Source organism: Xanthomonas sp. 4461 (genome assembly GCF_024806475.1).
Classification (GTDB): Bacteria; Pseudomonadota; Gammaproteobacteria; order Xanthomonadales; family Xanthomonadaceae; genus Xanthomonas; species Xanthomonas arboricola_F.
On the sequence record NZ_JANTYV010000006.1, the window covers coordinates 283,267 to 303,869 of the forward strand.

The 20,603-nt window shown below is 65.5% G+C and carries 20 protein-coding genes; all 20 read left to right on the forward strand.

What is annotated here, in order from left to right:
• Positions 1–318 precede the first annotated feature (318 nt).
• The 20 genes from flgB to FHY19_RS19965 all read left to right on the forward strand — a co-directional run bounded on the left by flgB (position 319) and on the right by FHY19_RS19965 (position 20,579).
• Complete coding sequence (gene flgB, locus FHY19_RS19870) at positions 319–720, forward strand: flagellar basal body rod protein FlgB (protein WP_259149919.1); 402 nt, start codon at positions 319–321, stop codon at positions 718–720.
• Between the two features lie 3 nt (positions 721–723).
• Positions 724–1,131, forward strand: coding sequence for a flagellar basal body rod protein FlgC (gene flgC / locus FHY19_RS19875; protein ID WP_005914451.1), 408 nt, complete (start codon positions 724–726; stop codon positions 1,129–1,131).
• 37 nt (positions 1,132–1,168) lie between these two features.
• Positions 1,169–1,840: a flagellar hook capping FlgD N-terminal domain-containing protein gene (locus tag FHY19_RS19880; protein ID WP_259149937.1), complete on the forward strand. Its 672-nt coding sequence runs from the start codon at positions 1,169–1,171 to the stop codon at positions 1,838–1,840.
• Between the two features lie 31 nt (positions 1,841–1,871).
• On the forward strand, positions 1,872–3,095 hold the full coding sequence (gene flgE / locus FHY19_RS19885) for a flagellar hook protein FlgE (protein WP_259168030.1): 1,224 nt from the start codon (positions 1,872–1,874) through the stop codon (positions 3,093–3,095).
• Between the two features lie 143 nt (positions 3,096–3,238).
• Positions 3,239–3,994, forward strand: coding sequence for a flagellar basal-body rod protein FlgF (flgF, locus tag FHY19_RS19890; RefSeq protein WP_005914448.1), 756 nt, complete (start codon positions 3,239–3,241; stop codon positions 3,992–3,994).
• A 922-nt stretch (positions 3,995–4,916) separates the two neighbouring features.
• Positions 4,917–5,702: a flagellar basal-body rod protein FlgG gene (gene flgG, locus FHY19_RS19895; RefSeq protein ID WP_006452262.1), complete on the forward strand. Its 786-nt coding sequence runs from the start codon at positions 4,917–4,919 to the stop codon at positions 5,700–5,702.
• A gap of 38 nt (positions 5,703–5,740) precedes the next feature.
• The gene (gene flgH, locus FHY19_RS19900) at positions 5,741–6,433 is read left to right on the forward strand and encodes a flagellar basal body L-ring protein FlgH (RefSeq protein ID WP_259149944.1); all 693 of its coding nucleotides are present in this window, start codon (positions 5,741–5,743) and stop codon (positions 6,431–6,433) included.
• A 10-nt stretch (positions 6,434–6,443) separates the two neighbouring features.
• Positions 6,444–7,562 (forward strand): flagellar basal body P-ring protein FlgI, encoded by a 1,119-nt coding sequence (locus tag FHY19_RS19905; protein WP_259168032.1) that lies wholly within the window; start codon positions 6,444–6,446, stop codon positions 7,560–7,562.
• A gap of 1 nt (position 7,563) precedes the next feature.
• Positions 7,564–8,742, forward strand: coding sequence for a flagellar assembly peptidoglycan hydrolase FlgJ (gene flgJ / locus FHY19_RS19910; RefSeq protein ID WP_259168034.1), 1,179 nt, complete (start codon positions 7,564–7,566; stop codon positions 8,740–8,742).
• Positions 8,743–8,753: 11 nt separating this feature from the next.
• Positions 8,754–10,628: a flagellar hook-associated protein FlgK gene (gene flgK, locus FHY19_RS19915; RefSeq protein WP_259149951.1), complete on the forward strand. Its 1,875-nt coding sequence runs from the start codon at positions 8,754–8,756 to the stop codon at positions 10,626–10,628.
• Positions 10,628–11,833 (forward strand): flagellar hook-associated protein FlgL, encoded by a 1,206-nt coding sequence (flgL, locus tag FHY19_RS19920; RefSeq protein WP_259168036.1) that lies wholly within the window; start codon positions 10,628–10,630, stop codon positions 11,831–11,833. Before flgK ends, flgL begins: the two co-directional genes overlap by 1 nt.
• Positions 11,834–12,151: 318 nt before the next feature.
• Complete coding sequence (locus FHY19_RS19925; protein WP_259168037.1) at positions 12,152–13,351, forward strand: flagellin; 1,200 nt, start codon at positions 12,152–12,154, stop codon at positions 13,349–13,351.
• Between the two features lie 234 nt (positions 13,352–13,585).
• Entirely contained in the window at positions 13,586–14,911 is a 1,326-nt protein-coding gene (fliD, locus tag FHY19_RS19930) for a flagellar filament capping protein FliD (protein WP_259149953.1), read from the forward strand.
• Positions 14,912–15,062: 151 nt separating this feature from the next.
• Positions 15,063–15,476 (forward strand): flagellar export chaperone FliS, encoded by a 414-nt coding sequence (gene fliS / locus FHY19_RS19935; protein WP_046964184.1) that lies wholly within the window; start codon positions 15,063–15,065, stop codon positions 15,474–15,476.
• An 8-nt stretch (positions 15,477–15,484) separates the two neighbouring features.
• The gene (locus FHY19_RS19940; RefSeq protein ID WP_259168038.1) at positions 15,485–15,778 is read left to right on the forward strand and encodes a hypothetical protein; all 294 of its coding nucleotides are present in this window, start codon (positions 15,485–15,487) and stop codon (positions 15,776–15,778) included.
• Positions 15,778–16,350: a PilZ domain-containing protein gene (locus FHY19_RS19945; protein WP_259168040.1), complete on the forward strand. Its 573-nt coding sequence runs from the start codon at positions 15,778–15,780 to the stop codon at positions 16,348–16,350. The genes FHY19_RS19940 and FHY19_RS19945 overlap by 1 nt, the downstream gene beginning before the upstream one ends.
• Positions 16,351–16,420: 70 nt before the next feature.
• Complete coding sequence (locus tag FHY19_RS19950) at positions 16,421–17,053, forward strand: response regulator transcription factor (protein WP_003482986.1); 633 nt, start codon at positions 16,421–16,423, stop codon at positions 17,051–17,053.
• A gap of 253 nt (positions 17,054–17,306) precedes the next feature.
• Positions 17,307–18,710 carry an RNA polymerase factor sigma-54 gene (rpoN, locus tag FHY19_RS19955; protein ID WP_259168042.1) on the forward strand — a complete coding sequence of 468 codons (1,404 nt, stop codon included), beginning with the start codon at positions 17,307–17,309 and terminating at the stop codon, positions 18,708–18,710.
• Positions 18,711–18,718: 8 nt separating this feature from the next.
• Positions 18,719–19,102 (forward strand): response regulator transcription factor, encoded by a 384-nt coding sequence (locus FHY19_RS19960; protein ID WP_005997154.1) that lies wholly within the window; start codon positions 18,719–18,721, stop codon positions 19,100–19,102.
• Positions 19,095–20,579, forward strand: a complete 1,485-nt coding sequence (locus FHY19_RS19965; RefSeq protein ID WP_259150119.1) for a sigma-54 dependent transcriptional regulator — start codon at positions 19,095–19,097, stop codon at positions 20,577–20,579. Before FHY19_RS19960 ends, FHY19_RS19965 begins: the two co-directional genes overlap by 8 nt.
• Positions 20,580–20,603: the final 24 nt, after the last annotated feature.

Sequence of the window (20,603 nt, forward strand, 5' to 3'; positions counted from 1 at the left end):
CCGGATCGGCGCCGATCGCAGGACAGCGCGCTGCGCCGGGCTGCAAGGACACCGCGGCGGATAAACTGGGTCGGTGCGTCGACCCGCCCTCGAGGCGGCACCTGCGACGCCAGACCGCGCCTCCGGGAAGGCCGAACCTTCCGGCTTGCCGCGCTTGATTGAAGCAAACTTCGTAATGGACTCAGGTCCATCGCGTCTTCCGGACGGCAAGTTGCCGTTCGTCGGCAGCGCCGATCGTTCTCCGCGTTCTGCAGCCCGCGCCACCTCGATTGGCACAAACATTGCTTCCTCCCTGGCAACACTTCGCGGGAGAGCACCGTGTCCAATCCCTTCTCGTCCTTCCTCGGCGTCCATGGCGACGCGTTGACGCTGCGCGAGCAGCGCATGAAGCTCATTGCCAGCAATCTGAGCAATGTGGACACCCCCGGGTACAAGGCCAAGGATCTCAACTTCGAAGCGGCGCTGAAATCTGCCCAGGGCGTGCAGGACGGCGGCCTGATGCAGGCCACCGATGCCAAGCACTACGAAGTGGGCGGCAGCGCCGGACTCAACCCGTTCCAGATCACCCGCGAATCCGACCAGCCGAGCCTGGACGGCAATACCGTCGATCCGGATGCAGAACGCGCCGCCTACGGCCGCGCCGCGCTGGAATACCGCGCGTCGCTGAGCTTCCTCGAATCCAAGGTGCGCTCGATGCTCACCGCGATCACGGGCCAATAAGTCATGAGCAATCTTCCCATTTTCGATGTGGCAGGCTCGGCGCTGCATGCGCAGTCGGTCCGCCTGAGCACCATTGCCTCCAACCTGGCCAATGCCGACTCGGTGGCCGGTTCTGCAGAAGCGACCTACAAGCCGATCGAGCCGATTTTCCAGGCCCAGCAGAGCCGCCAGGACCCCAGCCTGACCTCGGTGAACGTCAAGGAAATCACCACCACCAACGCGCCGCCGATCCGTCGCTACGAGCCAGGCCATCCGCTGGCCGATGCCGACGGCTACGTGTTCTCGCCCGACGTGGACCCGGTCTCGCAGATGGTCAACATGATTTCTGCCTCGCGTAATTACCAGGCCGGCGTGGAAATGCTCAATACCGCCAAGGAACTGGCGCTCGCGACTCTCACGATGGGTCGCTGACCCTTCCTAGCTGACCTTTACTAACGGACCATTCCAGATGAGCACGATCGGCAGTGACCTCTACGCCAGCCTCGGGCTGAGCACCAGCAGCGCCGCCTCCACGAAAAAGAAGGAGGAGTCCCTGGGCCAGGCCGACTTCCTCAAGTTGATGACCGAGCAGTTGCAACACCAGGACCCGCTCAAACCGATGGAAAACAGCGCATTCCTGGGCCAGTTGGCGCAGTTCTCCACCGTGCAGGGCATTGGCGACCTCAATACCAAGGTCGGCAACTTCTCCGATTCGATGAACGCCGACCAGGTGCTCAAGGGCGCGGCACTGGTCGGGCACAACGTGCTGGTGCCCTCCGCGCAGGTCGCCATCGACGCCACCGGCTCGGCCAAGGGCGTGGTCGCGGCGACCTCGGCCGGCACCGTCAACTTCGAAATCACCGATGCCAACGGCGCCTTCGTCAAGCAGCTCAGCGTGCCGGCCAGCGCCGCCGGCGAGGTGTCGTTCGCCTGGGATGGCACCGACGCCAACGGCAACCGCATGGCTGCCGGCAAGTACGGCATTACAGCCACCCAGACCGACACCGCCGGTTCCAAGAGCAAGTTGTCCACCTATGTCGATGCACCGGTGGACAGCGTCACGATCGGCTCGGACGGCCTGTATCTCAACCTGACGGGGCTCGGTACGTCCCCGCTCGCCAACGTGCTCCGCGTCAGCTGAGCCGGCAACCGACACTCAAAGGAACTCATCCATGGCTTTCAATACCTCGTTGTCCGGCATCAACGCAGCAAATGCCGATCTGAACGTCACCTCCAACAACATCGCCAACGTCAACACCACCGGTTTCAAGGAATCTCGTGCCGAGTTCGCCGACATGTTCCAGAGCACAAGCTACGGCCTGTCGCGCAATGCAGTGGGGTCGGGCGTGCGGGTCAGCAACGTGGCGCAGCAGTTCTCGCAGGGCAATATCGACCCGACCGGGCGCAGCCTGGACCTGGCCGTCTCCGGCGAGGGCTTCTTCACCGTGACCTCCAACGGCGCCAAGATGTACACCCGCGCCGGCAACTTCCAGACCGATGCCAATGGCTACGTGGTCAATCCGCAGGGTGCGCGCCTGCAGGTGTTCGCGCCCAACCCCAGCGGCAATGGCTTCGACGTGGGCCGCCTGTCGGACCTGCAGTTGCTGACCACCGACAGCCCGCCCAAGTCGACCTCCACGGTCAACCTGGCCTTCACCCTGCCCGGCAATGCCACCGCACCGACGGTGACCCCGTTCAGCCCCGCCGACGACAAGACCTACAGCCATTCCACCGGCGGCATCAACGTCTATGACTCGCTGGGCGTCAGCCACGTGCAGACCTCCTATTTCGTCAAGACCGCCAACCCGAACGAATGGCAGGTGCACAACTACGTGGACGGTGCGGCGGTCGGTGCGCCGACCACGCTGCAGTTCTCCGACACCGGCTCGCTGACCACCCCGGCCAACGGCATCATCACGATGGACCCGTTCACCCCCAGCACCGGTGCCGGCGTGCTGAACATGCGCCTGGACGTTACCGGCTCCACTCAGTACGGCGAAGCCTTCGCCCTGCGCGACACCCGCCAGGACGGCTATGCCAGCGGCAAGCTCAACGAGATCAGCATCGACACCAGCGGCGTGGTGTTCGCGCGCTATTCCAACGGTGCCGACAAGCCGCTGGGCCAGGTTGCGCTGAGCAGCTTCGTCAACCCGCAGGGCCTGCAGTCGCAGGGCAACAACATGTGGGCCGAAAGCTACACCTCCGGCGCCGCCCGCACCGGTGCGCCAGACACCTCGGACCTGGGCCAGATCGAGTCCGGCTCGCTGGAAGCCTCCACGGTGGACCTGACCGAGCAGCTGGTGAACATGATCGTGGCCCAGCGCAACTTCCAGGCCAACTCGCAGATGATCTCGACCCAGGATCAGGTCACCCAGACGATCATCAATATCCGTTAACGGCTGGGAATGGGGAATCGGGATTAGGGAATCGTAAGAGCCGGCGTCGCGCGTAATCGATGCAGGCCTTGTCCCCAACTCCCCAGTCCCCGCAATCCCGCTTTTGCGATTCCCGATTCTCCATTCCCGATTCCCGGTGCCTCATGGACAAAGCTCTCTACGTTGCGATGACCGGTGCCCGTGCCTCCCTGCAGGCACAGAGCACCGTGTCGCACAATCTCGCCAACGTCGATACGGTGGGGTTCAAGGCCGCGTTGGCCAATACCGAGGCCTTCAAGATCCAGGGCAAGGGCTATCCGTCGCGGATCGATGCGCTGCATGTGGACCAGGGCTTCGACCGCAGCCAGGGCCATCAGAAGGTGACCGGCAACCCGCTGGACGTGTCGCTGCAGCAGGACCGCTGGCTGGCGGTGCAGTCGCCCGACGGCAGCGAGGCCTACACCCGCAACGGCGAGTTGGCGCTCACCGCCAATGGCCAGCTGGTCACCGCCAACGGCCACGCGGTGCTGGATGAAGGCGGCAACCCGATGACCATTCCGCCGCACCAGGCGATGGAAATCGGCAGCGACGGCAGCATCTCGATCATTCCGCAGGGCGAAGGGCCGCAGACCATGGCCATCGTCGGCAAGATGAAGGTGGTCGATGCCCCCGCCGACCGGCTGACGCGGCGCCCCGACGGGCTGATGCGCAACACCAGCACCGACCCGGCGCAGGCGTTCGCGGTGGCCACCGGCAAGACCGTCAACAGCGGCATGCTGGAAGGCAGCAACGTGGATGCCGCCGGCGCGCTGGTGGAGATGATCCAGCTGCAGCGGCAGTTCGAAATGCAGGTCAAGATCATCAAGAACGGCGACGACAACGCCCAGTCGGCCAATTCGCTGCTGCGTGTCAGCGGCTAAGTGCGACTGACGCCCACTGCCCTACCGCCGATTGGTTTTGCAGCTCTGCCGCGCACCTGGATGGCGGCCGCCCGGGGGACGTGGCTCGCGAGCGAAGTGACATGTCCTTCGACTCCGACTCCTGCGGTCTCGCAGGCGGTTCGTACGCGGTTGACGCTGACTACCGATGGTTTGTCGGCCAGGTGTGTGAGGTTGGCAATGCTGCTGATCTGGGCCTTCGCTGCAGAGCGCTGGTTTGTGACTTAGTTGCAGGGCCCTTGCCCGCCCACCGTCGCGGGACACGCCGCAAGTACGTCCCTGTAGGCTCTTACGCGGCATCCATGCCGCGTAAGGTCCCGTGACGGTGGGCAGGCAAGGACCAGTCGAGACGGTCGGTCCGCAGGGTGCAAACACTGCCTGACATGGGTTGCTGAGGAACGGCGCCACCCCTCATCTTCTCAATACAAGCCGAGCAATGGACAAGCTTTGAAAGCAACCGGCAAACGCTCTGGTGCGGTGTCCTCGCCGCTTGCGGGACCGTGTGGCGGCATGGATGCCGCCACCGAGCCTACATGGACGTACTTGCGGCGTGTCCCGCGAGCGGTGAGGGCACCGCGCGCTCGACCAACCAGCCTGTCGACTGCCTCGCAATGCCAGCCGGCAAATCCCGAGAACCCTTCCGCACGCAGCGCCAAGGGTTTACAGCTCGTCGAACTCCTCGCTGACCGGCGAGCGCTCTGCCGCGCCTGATCTGCGGCGCAGGTTTCCACCGCTTCCGCCTAGCCGCAGCCTATCCGCCCCCCCCTGCCCCGCGCAGGCCGCCGCGCCCGCTCCGCGTGATCCAGCGCACAGCCGGCAAAAATCCGGCGCGGCTTTGGCACGGCACGTGCATATACCCAGCCGTACCCGGAACACATCCCCGGGTCTAACGAGGAATCGGGTCATGAATCAGGCTTTGTGGGTCGCCAAAACCGGACTGGATGCGCAGCAGACGCGCATGTCGGTCATTTCCAACAACCTGGCCAATACCAATACCACCGGCTTCAAGCGCGACCGTGCCGCGTTCGAAGACCTGCTGTATCAACAGGTGCGCGCTCCCGGCGGCTCGACGTCGGCGCAGACGCAGCTGCCGACCGGCCTGCAGCTGGGCACCGGCGTGCGCGTGGTGTCCACCTTCAAGGGCTTCGACCAGGGCAGCCAGCAGCAGACCGGCCGCGCGCTCGACGTGATGGTCAACGGGCGCGGCTTCTTCGAAGTGCAAATGCCCGACGGTACCTCGGCCTACACCCGCGACGGCACCTTCCAGATCAACGCGCAGGGCGAAGTGGTCACCAACAGTGGCTACCCGCTGCAGCCGGGCATCCAGGTGCCCGAAGGCGCGCAGTCGCTGACCATCGGCAACGACGGCACCATCAGCGTCACCCTGGCCGGGCAGGCCGCCGCGCAGGAAATCGGTGCGCTGACGCTGACCGACTTCATCAACCCCTCGGGCCTGCAGTCCAAGGGCGAGAACCTGTTCGTCGAAACCACCGCCTCCGGCCCCGCGCAGAACGGCACTCCGGGCCTCAACGGCCTGGGTACCACCGTGCAGGGCGCGCTGGAAGGCAGCAACGTCAATACGGTGGAAGAGCTGGTGAGCATGATCGAAACCCAGCGCGCCTACGAAATGAACGCCAAGGCGATCTCCACCACCGACTCGATGCTCGGTTACTTGAACAACAACGTCTGATCGGCCCGCCGGTCGCTGCCCTCTCAGGAATCCACGCCATGTCACGCCTGCCCTCCCTTTCCTCCCTGTGCCTCGCCATTGCCTGCAGCGCGCTGCTGGGTGGGTGCGTGGCGGCCGGCGATGTACGGCCGTTCGCCGAACTGGCGCCGATCGTGCCGGTGGTCGCGCCGGTGGCGCAGCCCACCGCCGGGGCGATCTATGCCGCCGGCCCGAGCCTGAATCTCTACGGCGATCGTCGTGCACGCGATGTCGGCGATCTGCTGACGGTGAACCTGGTGGAAAGCACCACCGCCTCGTCCACCGCCAATACCAGTGTCAGCAAGGCCGACACGGTCGACATGAGCACGCCGACGCTGCTGGGTGTTCCGCTCACCGTCAACGGCACCGATGTGCTGCGCAACTCCACCAGCGGCGACCGCAGCTTTGCCGGCAAGGGCAATACCGCGCAGAGCAACCGCATGCAGGGCAGCGTGACCGTCACCGTGATGCAGCGCCTGCCCAACGGCAATCTGGTGATCCAGGGGCAGAAGAACCTGCGCCTGACCCAGGGCGACGAGCTGGTGCAGGTGCAAGGCATCGTGCGCGCCGCCGACATCGGCCCGGACAACACCGTGCCCTCCAGCAAGGTGGCCGATGCCCGCATCGCCTACGGCGGCCGTGGCGCGATCGCGCAGTCCAACGCGATGGGCTGGCTGAGCCGCTTCTTCAATTCCCGTCTGTCGCCCTACTGAGCCTGCGACCATGACCCTGTCTTCCCTGCCCTTCCGTCTGCTCGCTGCCGCTGTCGCGCTGTGCGCGATCGCCGCGCCGGCCTCGGCCGAACGCATCAAGGATCTTGCCCAGGTCGGCGGCGTGCGCGGCAACGCGCTGGTCGGCTACGGCCTGGTGGTGGGCCTGGACGGCAGCGGCGACCGCACCAGCCAGGCGCCCTTCACCGTGCAGAGCCTGAAGAACCTGCTCGGCGAGCTGGGCGTCAATGTTCCGGCGAACGTCAATCCGCAGCTGAAAAACGTCGCGGCCGTGGCGATCCACGCCGAACTGCCGCCGTTCGCCAAGCCCGGCCAGCCGATCGACATCACCGTTTCTTCGATCGCCAACGCGGTGTCGCTGCGTGGCGGCTCGCTGCTGATGGCACCGCTCAAAGGCGCCGACGGCCAGGTCTACGCGATGGCGCAGGGCAACCTGGTGGTCGGTGGCTTCGGCGCGCAGGGCAAGGACGGTTCGCGCGTGTCGGTCAATATTCCCAGCGTCGGTCGCATTCCCAACGGCGCCACCGTCGAGCGCGCACTGCCGGATGTGTTTGCCGGCAGCGGCGAGATCACCCTGAACCTGCACCAGAACGATTTCACCACCGTCTCGCGCATGGTCGCGGCGATCGACAACAGCTTCGGCGCCGGCACCGCGCGTGCAGTGGATGGTGTGACCGTGGCAGTGCGCTCGCCCACCGACCCGGGCGCGCGCATCGGCCTGCTGGCGCGGCTGGAAAACGTGGAACTGTCGCCTGGCGACGCGCCGGCCAAGGTGGTGGTCAATGCACGCACCGGCACGGTGGTGATCGGCCAGCTGGTGCGGGTGATGCCGGCGGCGATCGCGCATGGCTCGCTCACCGTGACCATCAGCGAGAACACCAACGTCAGCCAGCCGGGCGCCTTCAGCGGCGGCCGCACGGCGGTGACCCAGCAATCGACGATCACGGCCACCTCCGAAGGTAGCCGCATGTTCAAGTTCGAAGGCGGCACCACGCTCGATCAGATCGTTCGCGCGGTCAACGAAGTGGGCGCGGCTCCCGGCGACCTGGTCGCCATTCTCGAAGCCCTGAAGCAGGCTGGCGCGCTGACGGCGGAGCTGGAGGTGATCTGACATGCGTATCGCAGCCTCGCCCATTGATCTCAACCCGAGCACCAAGGCCGATCCGGCAAAGATCGACAAGGTCTCCCGTCAGCTCGAAGGCCAGTTCGCGCAGATGCTGGTCAAGAGCATGCGCGATGCGAGCTCCGGCGACTCGATGTTTCCGGGTGAAAACCAGATGTTCCGCGAGATGTACGACCAGCAGATGGCCAAGGCGTTGACCGAAGGCAAGGGCCTGGGCCTGTCGGCGATGATCTCCAAGCAGCTGAGCGGCGACACCGGCGGCCCGGCGTTGAACACCTCGCTGAGCACCGCCGACGCCGCCAAGGCCTATTCGCTGGTGGCCGGCAAGCGCGATGCCTCGTTGCCGCTGCCCGCCCGCGATGGCGCCGCCAGCGGCATCGGCGCGACCCTGGGCGCGGCAGCCAAGCTCGGCGCAGGTGCGCTGGGCGGCGTCGGCATGAGCCAGGTGCTGGACCTGATCGCCGGTCGCACCGGCAGCAGCGATGCCGGCAGCGACGATGCGGCCGCACTGAGCTGGCCCTCTGCCAACGACCGCTGGAGCGACGTGGCCGCCAGCGATGCCGCCGATGCCAATGCCGCCGTCAACGCGAGCGCGGCCAGCAGTGCTGCGGCCAGCCTGGGCGAGCGCACTCCGGAAGGCTTTGTCGCCAAGATCTGGACGCATGCGCAGAAGGCCGCGCGCGAACTGGGCGTGGACCCGCGTGCGCTGGTCGCGCAGGCCGCGCTGGAAACCGGCTGGGGCCGGCGCGGCATCGGCAACGGCGGCGATTCCAACAACCTGTTCGGCATCAAGGCCACCGGCTGGAACGGCGCCAAGGTCACCACCGGCACCCACGAATACGTCAATGGCGTCAAAACCACCGAAACCGCCGATTTCCGCGCCTATGGCTCGGCCGAGGAAAGCTTTGCCGACTACGTGCGCCTGCTGAAGAACAACAGCCGCTACCAGGGCGCCTTGCAGGCCGGCACCGATATCCGCGGTTTTGCACGCGGCTTGCAACAGGCCGGTTACGCCACCGATCCGGGCTACGCAGCCAAGATCGCGGCGATCGCCAACGGGCCGACCATCGACCGCGCGGTGGCCGCCATCGGCAACGCAGCGGCAGATCTGTCCAACCGTTACGCCAGTACCGCCGAGCCCGCCGGGTTCGGCACCACCCGTCGTTGAGGTAAACGCCCATGTCCATCATGTCCACCGGGACCAGCGCGCTGATCGCCTTCCAACGGGCGTTGTCGACCGTTAGCCATAACGTCGCCAACATCAATACCGAAGGCTACAGCCGCCAGCGGGTGGAATTTGCAACGCGCACGCCCACCGACATGGGCTACGCGTTCGTGGGCAATGGCGCCAAGATCACCGATGTGGGTCGGGTGGCGGATCAGCTGGCCATCTCGCGCCTGCTCGACAGCGGCGGCGAGCTCTCGCGGCTGCAGCAGCTGTCCTCGCTGTCCAACCGCGTGGACGCGCTGTATTCCAACACCGCCACCAATGTGGCCGGGCTGTGGTCGAACTTCTTCGACTCCACCAGTGCGGTGTCGTCCAATGCGTCCTCCACCGCCGAGCGCCAGAGCATGCTCGACAGCGGCAATTCGCTGGCGACGCGTTTCAAGCAGCTCAACGGGCAGATGGACAGCCTGAGCAATGAAGTCAACAGCGGATTGACGTCCTCGGTGGACGAAGTCAACCGTTTGACGCAGCAGATCGCCAAGATCAACGGCACCATCGGCAACAGCGCGGCCAACGCGTCGCCGGACATGCTGGACCAGCGCGATGCGCTGGTGAGCAAGCTGGTGGGCTACACCGGCGGCACCGCGGTGATGCAGGACGGCGGCTTCATGAATGTCTTCACCGCCGGTGGCCAGGCGCTGGTGGTGGGAACCACCTCGTCCAAGCTCACCACCGTCGCCGACCCATACCAGCCGACCAAGCTGCAGGTGGCGATGCAGACCCAGGGGCAGAACGTCAGCCTCAGCGCCAGTTCGTTGGGCGGCCAGATCGGCGGCCTGCTGGAATTTCGCAGCAGCGTGCTGGAGCCGACCCAGGCCGAACTGGGCCGCCTTGCGGTGGGCATGGCCAGCACCTTCAATGCCGGTCATGCGCAGGGCATGGACCTGTACGGCGCGATGGGCGGCAACTTCTTCAACATCGGTTCGCCCACCACTGCGGCCAACCCGGGCAACACCGGCACCGCGTCGCTGACCGCCAGCTTCAGCAACATGTCGGCGGTGGATGGGCAGAACGTCACGCTCAGCTTCGACGGCACGGCGTGGAAGGCCACCAGCGCCAGCACCGGCGCGGCGGTGCCGATGACCGGCACCGGCACCCCTGCCAACCCGCTGGTGCTCAATGGCGTGAGCATGGTGGTGGGCGGTACACCGGCCAACGGCGACAAATTCCTGCTGCAGCCCACCGCCGGACTGGCCGGTACCCTATCGGTGGCCATCACCGACCCGTCGCGCATTGCCGCGGCCACCCCGGTCAAGGCCACCGCCACCGTCGCCAACCTGGGCTCGGGCAAGATCAGCGACGTCAAGGTCACCAATGCGCAGAACCCGGCGCTGCTGACCCCGTCGTCGGTGGAGTTCATCGACGCCAATCAATACACCATTGACGGTACCGGCCCGTTCGCCTACACCGCCGGCCAGACCATCAGCGCCAACGGCTGGAGCTTCACGCTGGATGGCGCGCCCAAGGCCGGCGATACGTTCGGCGTGGGCCCGATGGGCGCCGGCTCCAGCGACAACGGCAATGCCAAGTTGCTGGCCAAGATCGACGATGCCAAAGCGCTCAGCGGCGGCACCGTCACGCTCAACGGCGCGCTGTCGGGCCTGACCACGTCGGTGGGCTCGGCGGCGCGTGCGGCCGATTACGCCGCCGACGCGCAGAAGGTCATCAACGACCAGGCGCAGGCCAGCCGCGATTCGATTTCCGGCGTCAACCTCGACGAGGAAGCCGCCAACATGCTCAAGCTGCAGCAGGCCTATCAGGCCGCCGCACAGATGATCTCCACCGCCGACACCATCTTCCAAGCCATCCTGGGCGCCGTACGCTGATGACCGACCGTATCTCCACCAGCATGATGTACAGCCAGTCGATCGCCTCGATGGGCGCCAAGCAGACGCGGCTGAACCAGCTCGAGTCGCAGCTGTCCAGCGGCCAGCGCCTGGTCACCGCCAAGGACGATCCGGTCGCCGCGGGCACCGCAGTGGGCCTGGACCGTGCGCTGGCCGCGATCACGCGTTTCGGCGAGAACGCCAACAACGTGCAGAACCGCCTGGGCCTGCAGGAAAACGCGCTCTCGCAAGCCGGCGACAAAATGGCGCGCGTCACCGAATTGGCGGTGCAGGCCAACAATTCCTCGCTCAGCCCCGACGACCGCAAGGCGATCGCCTCGGAGCTGACCGCGTTGCGCGACAGCATGGTCAGCCTGGCCAACAGCACCGACGGCACCGGGCGCTACCTGTTCGGCGGCACCGCCGATGGCAGCGCGCCGTTCATCAAGAGCAATGGCGGCGTCGTCTATAACGGCGACCAGACCCAGAAGCAGGTCGAAGTGGCGCCGGACACCTTTGTCAGCGACACCCTGCCCGGCAGCGAAATCTTCATGCGTATCCGCACCGGCGACGGCACAGTGGACGCGCACCCTTCCAATGCCAATACCGGCACCGGGCTGCTGCTGGATTTCAGCCGCGATGCCAGTACCGGCAGCTGGAACGGCGGCAGCTACAGCGTGCAGTTCACCGCCGCCGACACCTACGAGGTGCGCGACAGCACCAATGCAGTGGTCAGCACCGGCACCTACAAGGATGGCGACGACATCACCGCAGCCGGCGTGCGCATGCGCATCAGCGGCGCACCGGCGGTCGGCGACAGCTTCCAGATCGGCGCCTCCACCACCAAGGACGTGTTCTCCACCATCGACGATCTGGTCGGCGCGCTCACCTCCGATACGCTGACCCAGCCGCAGAAGGCGGCGATGATCAATACGCTGCAGACCTCCATGCGCGACATCGCGCAGGCTTCGTCGAAGATGATCGATGCGCGCGCCTCCGGCGGCGCGCAGTTGTCGGCCATCGACAACGCCAACTCCTTGCTTGAATCCAACGAAGTCACGCTCAAGACCACCTTGTCGTCGATCCGCGATCTGGACTACGCCTCGGCGATCGGGCAGTACGAACTCGAGAAGGCCTCCCTGCAGGCCGCTCAGACCATTTTTCAGCAGATGCAGTCCTCGTCCTTGTTCAACCTGATCCGCTGATTTGCAGCAGAAAACCTGCGTTTTCTTCGCTCCTGCGCGTGAGCACTTGCGCAGGCGGACGGAGTTTATTTTTCGAACAGTTATACCAACGCTAAAGATTGACGGGGTGCTGCCGAATAAACCAAACCCCTTGATACACAACGCTTACGCATTTCGTCCCGCAGCAGAAAAACAGTAAAAAAATACTGGATTTCGCTAAAGGTTCCCGACGCAACGCCGTTATTCATCTCAGCAGCGGCAACGGCCAACTTGATGGCCCCCCTGCGGAGGCTCCGGGCAAGTCCCCCTTGCCGGAAAAATCGCTTAGGAGAAATCAAAATGGCACAGGTAATCAACACCAACGTAATGTCGCTGAACGCTCAGCGTAACCTCAACACCAGCAGCGCCAGCATGTCGACGAGCATCCAGCGTCTGTCGTCTGGTCTGCGTATCAACAGCGCCAAGGACGACGCCGCAGGTCTGGCGATCTCCGAGCGTTTCACCACGCAGATCCGCGGCCTGGACGTTGCCTCGCGCAACGCCAACGACGGCATCTCGCTGGCCCAGACCGCCGAAGGCGCGATGGTCGAAATCGGCAGCAACCTGCAGCGTATCCGCGAGCTGTCGGTGCAGTCGTCCAACGCCACCAACTCGGCCACCGACCGCGACGCGCTGAACTCGGAAGTCAAGCAGCTCACCGCCGAAATCGACCGCGTTGCCAACCAGACCAACTTCAACGGCACCAAGCTGTTGAACGGCGACTTCTCCGGCGCGCTGTTCCAGGTCGGCGCCGACGCCGGCCAGACCATCGGCATCAACAGCATCGTCGACGCCAACGTCGATTCGCTAGGCAAGGCCAACTTCGCCGCCGCCGTCTCCGGCGCTGGCGTGACCGGCACCGCCACCGCGTCGGGTTCGGTCAGCGGCATCAGCCTGTCGTTCAAGGACGCCAGCGGCTCGGCCAAGAGCGTCACCATCGCCGACGTCAAGGTCGCTTCCGGCGACACCGCTGCCGACGTGAACAAGAAGGTCGCTGCGGCCATCAACGACAAGCTGGACCAGACCGGCATGTACGCCTCGATCAAGACCGACGGTACGGTGCAGATCGAATCGCTGAAGGCTGGCCAGGACTTCACCTCGCTGACCGCCGGTACCTCCAGCGCCACCGGCATCACCGTCGGCGCCGGCATCACCACCGCCTCGGCTGCTTCCGGCTCCACCGCGTCGACCCTGAGCAGCCTGGATATCTCCACGTTCTCCGGCTCGCAGAAGGCCCTGGAAATCGTCGACAAGGCGCTGACCGCGGTCAACTCCTCGCGCGCCGACATGGGTGCGGTGCAGAACCGCTTCACCTCCACCATCGCCAACCTGAGCGCCACCTCGGAAAACCTGTCGGCCTCGCGTAGCCGTATCCGCGACACCGACTACGCCAAGGAAACCGCCGAGCTGACCCGCACGCAGATCCTGCAGCAGGCCGGTACCGCGATGCTGGCCCAGGCCAAGTCGGTTCCGCAGAACGTGCTGAGCCTGCTGCAGTAACCTGCCTGAGTCATCAGCAGCGCTTTGCAGCGATCAAAAGCCCCTCTTCGGAGGGGCTTTTTTGTGGGCGCGGATTTTTTGACGCCGGGCGATTGACGCGGCAGGCACGGAAGTTGCATCAGCGTTGCGGTCAGCCAGACGTATCGGCACCGCTCAAGTCCCCCCGGATGCGGCCGATACCCGTCTGGTAATCCCATGCATCCGCTGTCCGGATGCCCAGACGAGGAATGCAACATGGCATCGGTGATCAGTACGTCCAGCTCCGGGCTGGATATCCCCACCGTGGTGTCCACCCTGGTATCCCGTCAGAAGGATCCGGAGCAGGCGCGCATTAACAAGGCCGGCACCGCAGCGACCACGCAGCTGTCGGCCATCAGCCAGATCAAGAGCAGCATGACCACGCTCAAGTCTGCGCTGGACAAGGTCGTCAGCAGCGCCGATACCAACGCCTACAAGGCCACGGTCCCCACCGATGCCGGCTTTACCGCCACCACCACCAGTTCGGCCGCTCCCGGCAACTACTCGGTGGAAGTGGTCTCGCTGGCCAGCGCGCAAAAGCTCGCCTCCGGCGCGTTCACCGCCGATGCCACCGTCGGCAGCGGCACGCTGACCATTGGCTACGGCGACAAAAGCATCACCGTGGACATCAGCGGCACCGACAAGCTCACCGACATCGCCGCCGCCATCAACAAGGCCGCCGGCGGCAAGGGCGTCACTGCCAGCGTGGTGACCGCCAACGATGGCCAGCACCTGGTGTTCAACGCGGTCGACTCCGGCACCAAGGGCGCATTGACCGTCAGTGCCAGCGACCCCAGCCTGAGCGGGCTCACCTATGGCCCCGGCGTCACCGGCGGGTTGAACCAGACCGTGGCCGCCGCCGATGCGCTGGTGCGCGTGGACGGCTTCGAGCGCACCTCCAGCTCCAACACCATCAGCGACATCGTGCCGGGCGTGGTGCTCAACCTGACCAAGGCCGCCGAAGGCACCAAGGTCAACCTGGGCGTTGCGGCCGACACCAGCGGCCTGAAGGCCAACCTCACCGCCTACGCGGCCGCCTACAACACCGCCAATACCTTGCTGGCCAAGAGCAGCGCCTACGACGCCACCACCAAGACCGCCGCGGCGTTGACAGGCGACTCGCTGGTGCGCAGCCTGCAGCAGCAACTGCGCGGCCAGGTCAGCGGCAACCTTACCGAACTCAAGGCGCTGGGCCTGAACATCGACAAGGATGGCGTGATGAGCTTCGACGGCGGCAAGTTCGACACCGCCATCGCCGCCGACGGCGGCGCCGCTGCCGAGGTGTTCGGCAAGGACAGCAAATACGGCTCGGCCATGACCAAGTTGCTGGACAGCAACGTCAACGCCACCAATGGCACCCTGACCCTGCGTTCGGACAGCTTGAACAAGACCATCAAGGGCTACGAGTCCGACCTGGACGACCTCGACGCGCGCATGACCAAGCTCTCCGATCGCTACACCGCGCAGTTCACCGCGATGGAAACCATGATCAGCAAGCTGCAGAGCAGCACCAGCTCGCTCAGCAGCCTGCTGACAAGCTGATTTCCGTGATGCCAGTCCTCAAGTCGTACGCCGATGTTGCCGATACAAGAAGTACCTATCGTGATGTCGGCCTTGCCTCTTGGCAGGAGCGTTGTCGCAGGAGCACCCCGCTCCGGGACCAGCGAAGGCCAGCCAATTGAGGGAGTCATCCATGTACGGTTCCAATCGTCAGTATGCCGAGCAATACCGCAAGGTCGGCGTGTCCACCAGCGTCACCGAAGCCGACCCGCACAAGCTGGTGTCGCTGTTGTTCGCCGGTGCCTGCCAGCGCATCCGCCTGGCCCAGGCCTGCATGGTGCAGGGCGACCAGGCACGCAAGGGCAAGGCCATCGGCGAAGCCTGCGCGATCGTCGGTCATTTGAACGGCTCGCTCGATCACGAAGCCGGTGGCGAAATCGCTGGTAACCTGTCGGCCCTGTACGACTACGTCATGCAGCGCCTGACCGCTGCCAACCTGCACAACGACGAGACCGCGTTGACCGAAGCGCTGGATCTGCTCAGCGAAATCGATTCGGCGTGGAACTCCATTCCCCTCGAACAACGCGGCCTCGCTGCGGTTTCCTGAGTCCAGCCATGCACAGCGCGCAAAGCCTCCAAGCCGAAATCGCCGACCTCCGCCTTGCCATGGCGCAAGAGGATTTCGAGGCGATGCCGTTCCTGCTCGACAGCCACGACCTGCACTTGCGCGAGTATGCGCAGCACGCGGATCTGAGCCAGGACCGCGACGCGCTGCAGACCTTGCAGACGATGCAGCAGGATTTGATGCGGATGATGCTCGAACGCCGCCGCAAGCTCCTGGATCTGATCCGCGCCCAGCGCACCTCCTCGTCGGCCAGCCGCGCCTACGCCCGGGTCGGACGGATCTGATGACCGCGCTCGGCACACTCGCGCCCTCCGCCGATGCCGAGCTGTTTGCCGACACGCTCAGTTGCGAACTGCGTCTGCCGGCCGGCTTCCGCGCCGGTGCCGATGCCGATGCGGGCTCGCACAGTGCCGCAGAGACGCTGCTGCGCAGCCTGGGCCAGGTCGAAGACCTGCGTAGCGATGAGAGCAGCGAAGACCGTGGCGAACTGCCGCTGCTGGTGCAGCGGATGGATGCCAAGCTCGATCTGATGCTCGCGCTGATCGGCCGCCTGGTGCGCCAGGGCGACAGCGGCCTGATCCAGACCATGGTGCATTGGTCGGTCCGCGGGATCCGCCTGAATTGCGCAACCAGCCACGTGCCGGGCACGACCGGCAGCGTCTGCCTGCAACCGTCCGACTGGCTTCCTGAATTGGTACAGCTTCCCGCCGAGGTACTGGCCAGCGCAGGCGATGGTCACGATCAGTGGCTTTGGCTGCGGTTCGCGCCACTCTCACCCGGGTTGCAGGAGGCTCTGGAACGTCATCTGTTTCGTCTGCATCGCCGTCAGATCGCCGACGCCCGCCGCCAGCGCTGATCCCGATGGTTGGCGCCGGGCGCCGGGTCGGCTAAGGTGCCCCATACCGAAAAAAGGTCTCTTCTGCGCCGTGCGAGTCATCATCGTCGACGATCACACCCTTGTCCGTGCAGGCCTGTCCAGGCTGCTGCAAACCTTTGCCGGCATCGATGTCGTCGGTGAGGCCAGCAACGCGCAACAAGCCCTGGACATGACATCCCTGCATCGCCCGGATCTGGTGCTGATGGACCTGTCCCTGCCTGGCCGTAGCGGTCTGGACGCCATGACCGACGTGCTGCGCGCCGCACCACGCACCCATGTGGTGATGATGTCGATGCACGACGACCCGGTGCATGTGCGCGATGCGCTCGATCGTGGCGCGGTCGGTTTCGTGGTCAAGGACGCTGCGCCGCTGGAGCTGGAACTGGCGCTGCGCGCTGCCGCTGCCGGCCAGGTGTTCCTGAGCCCGCAGATCTCGTCCAAGATGATTGCGCCGATGCTGGGCCGCGAAAAACCGGTGGGTATTGCGGCGCTGTCGCCGCGCCAGCGCGAGATCCTGCGCGAGATCGGTCGCGGCCAGAGCAACAAGGAAATTGCCGCCGACCTGGGCATCAGCGTCAAGACGGTGGAGACCCATCGCGCGCGCATGATGGAGTCGCTGGGCTGCCGTCGCGCCAACGACCTGGTCCTGCTGGCCGCCAAGCATCACAACGAACTGGTCTGAGCGATTGCAGCCGCAATCGCCGTATCGGTGGCTCGAAGGACCCGGCGCGGCCCGCACAGGGCTGCCGCAACGAAAACAGTGACGGAATTCCGTCAGGCACGCTTGAGCTCGCCCATCCTGTCAGGGGATTCCCGACACACTGTCAGGAAAATCATGAGCCACCTCACCTGACTCCCTGATTAGAAACCCGTCGCTTTGTCCTGCAAGATGCGTTCCATCGCTGCTGCATGCAGCGCCCTTCGGAAGCGCTTCCATGAAGACGACCATTTCCGCCCAGCTTGGCCAGCAACTGCACCTCACCCCGCAGCTGCTGCAGTCGATCCGTCTGTTGCAACTGGACGGCATGCAGTTGGAACTGGAAATCCGTCGCGCCCTGGAAACCAATCCGTTGCTGGAGTTGGAAGAGCTGGCCGATAACGGGGACGAGGCCGCCACCAACGACGATGGCGCCAGCGATGTCGCCGCCTTCGACGAGCTGCCGGAAAGCACGATGTGGGACGTGCAGAGCAGTAGCTGGAACGATGGCGACGACGACCGCATGCAGCGCGTGGCCGCCGGCGAGTCCAGCGACCCGCATGTGCGCATCCTGCGCGAACTGGCGCTGGACCTGGACGAGGCCGCATTGGGGGCCGCCGCGTTCTGGTTGGAGCAAACCGACGATGCCGGGTATCTGACCGAGGCGCTGTCGACGCTGCAGCAGCTCGGCGCCACGCGCCTGGGTATGACCGTCGAGGCGGTGGAAGCGAGCCGCCAACGCCTGTTGCACGGCGACCCGGCGGGCCTGGCCGCCTGCGATCTGCGCGAATGCTTGCAAGCCCAGTTGAGCGCCCTGCCCGGCCGCGTTCCGGCCCGTCATCTGGCCGCGCGCATCCTGGCCGGCGATCTGGATCTGCTGGCCAGCCACGACTACGCGCTGCTGGCGCGTGCGCACGATGCCGAAGTGGACGATGCGCGCGAAGCGGTGCGGCTGATCCTGTCGCTGCAGCCGCGTCCGGGCGACGACCTGCTGCAGGAAAGCAACGCCAGCGTGATTCCGGATGTGCTCGCCTGGCATGCCGATGGCAGCTGGCGCGTGGCGTTGAACCCGGCCACCACCCATCGCGTCAGCATCAACCCTGTGCACGAACGCGCGCTGGCAGAGGCCGGCGATGCCGCACAGCCGCTGCGCGACATGTTGCAGGAAGCGCGCTGGCTGACCCGCGGCCTGTCGATGCGCTACGAAACCCTGCTGCGCGCCACGCGTGCAATCGTCGAACGCCAGGCCGCCTTCCTGGCGCGCGGCGAAGAAGCGATGGCACCGCTGACCCTGAAGGAAATCGCCGACGAGATCGGCATGCACGAATCCACCATTTCGCGCATCACCACCGGCAAATACCTGCAAACCCCGCGTGGCACCTTCGAACTCAAGCATTTCTTCGCCGTGCGGCTCGAAGGCGCCAGTGTCTCCGGCCAGGCGGTCAAGGCCATGGTGCGTCGCTTGATCGAGAGCGAGCCGGCGGGTCGCCCGCTGGCCGACGAAGCCATCGCCGGCCTGTTGTCGCGTCAGGGCGTTAATATTGCGCGCCGGACCGTGGCCAAGTACCGCGAACAACTGGACATCGCCCCGGCCCGCGAGCGCCGCCGTAACAACAAACCGCTGCTTGCGCGAGCGGGATAAGGACTACTATGAGCAAACTCACCGTGCTGCTGGTCGACGACCACGAGGGCTTCATCAACGCTGCGATGCGTCATTTTCGCAAAGTGGAGTGGCTCAACATCGTGGGCAGTGCCGCCAATGGACTGGAAGCGATCGAGCGCTCTGAGTCGCTGCGCCCCAATGTCGTGTTGATGGATCTGGCCATGCCCGAGATGGGCGGCCTGCAGGCCACGCGTCTGATCAAGACACAGGACGATCCGCCGTATATTGTCATCGCGAGCCACTTCGACGATGCCGAGCATCGTGAACACGCTCTTCGCGCGGGTGCTGACAATTTTGTCAGCAAGCTGTCCTATATCCAGGAAGTCATGCCAATCCTGGAGGGCCTGACGGAAGGAGCCAGGAATGAGTGAGTCCCGCATTCTGTTGATCGACAGTGACGCCGTGCGCGCCGAGCGCACCGTCTCGCTGCTCGAGTTCATGGACTTCAATCCCCGCTGGGTCACCGACGGCGCCGACATCAATCCTGGCCGTCACCGCCACGATGAGTGGATGGCGGTGATGGTGGGCTCGGCGCAGGACGCCGCGCAGGCCGACAAATTCTTCGACTGGCTGGCCGATGCCAAGCTGCCGCCGCCGGTGCTGTTGATGGAAGGCAGCCCGACCACGTTTGCGCAGACCCATGGCCTGCACGAAGCCAATGTCTGGGCGCTGGACACGCCGCTGCGCCACGCGCAGCTGGAAGCGCTGCTGCGCCGCGCAAGCCTCAAGCGCCTGGATGCCGAGCACCAGGCCGGCGTGCAACAGGACACCGGGCCGACCGGCAACAGCGAGGCGGTCACCCGCCTGCGCCGGCTGATCGACCAGGTGGCCGCGTTCGACACCACGGTGCTGGTGCTGGGCGAATCGGGCACCGGCAAGGAGGTCGTCGCCCGCGCCATCCACCAGCACTCGCCCCGCCGTGATGGGCCGTTCGTGGCGATCAATTGCGGCGCGATCCCGCCGGACCTGCTGGAAAGCGAACTGTTCGGCCACGAAAAAGGCGCCTTCACCGGTGCGCTGACCACCCGCAAGGGCCGCTTCGAAATGGCCGAGGGCGGTACCCTGCTGCTCGACGAAATCGGCGACATGAGCCTGCCGATGCAGGTGAAGTTGCTGCGCGTGCTGCAGGAGCGCAGTTTCGAGCGTGTTGGCGGCGGCCAGACCATCCGCTGCAATGTGCGCGTGATCGCCGCCACCCACCGCAATCTGGAAACCCGCATCAGCGACGGGCAGTTCCGTGAGGACCTGTTCTACCGCCTCAACGTGTTCCCGATCGAAATGCCGGCGTTGCGCGAGCGCGTCGACGATCTTGCCAGCCTGGTGCAGACGATCGCCGGCCAGCTGGCGCGTACCGGTCGCGGCGAAGTGCGCTTTGCCGATGAGGCGCTGCAGGCGCTGCGCAGCTACGACTGGCCGGGCAACGTGCGCGAACTGACCAACCTGGTGGAGCGCCTGGCGGTGTTGCATCCGGGTGGGTTGGTGCGCGTACAGGACCTTCCGGCGCGCTATCGCGGCGACTTCGCATCGTCCATTCCGGTCGAGTTGCCGCCGGAGCCGGCCCTGGTGGCGGCGCCTGCCGACGTCAACGCGTTGCCTAGCAATGTGGTGACGCTGCAACCCAAGACCGCCGACGCCGAACCGGTCTCTGCTGCCAGCCTGCCCGACGATGGCATCGACCTGCGTGGCCATATGGCCAACATCGAGCTGGCCCTCATCAACGAGGCGCTGGAACGCACCCAGGGGGTGGTTGCGCATGCAGCCCAGTTACTCGGCCTGCGCCGCACCACGCTGGTGGAGAAGCTGCGCAAGTACGGCATCGACCGCGAGCAGACCGAGCTGGCGAACTGAGCCGGCCACCGCTCCGCCAGCGCC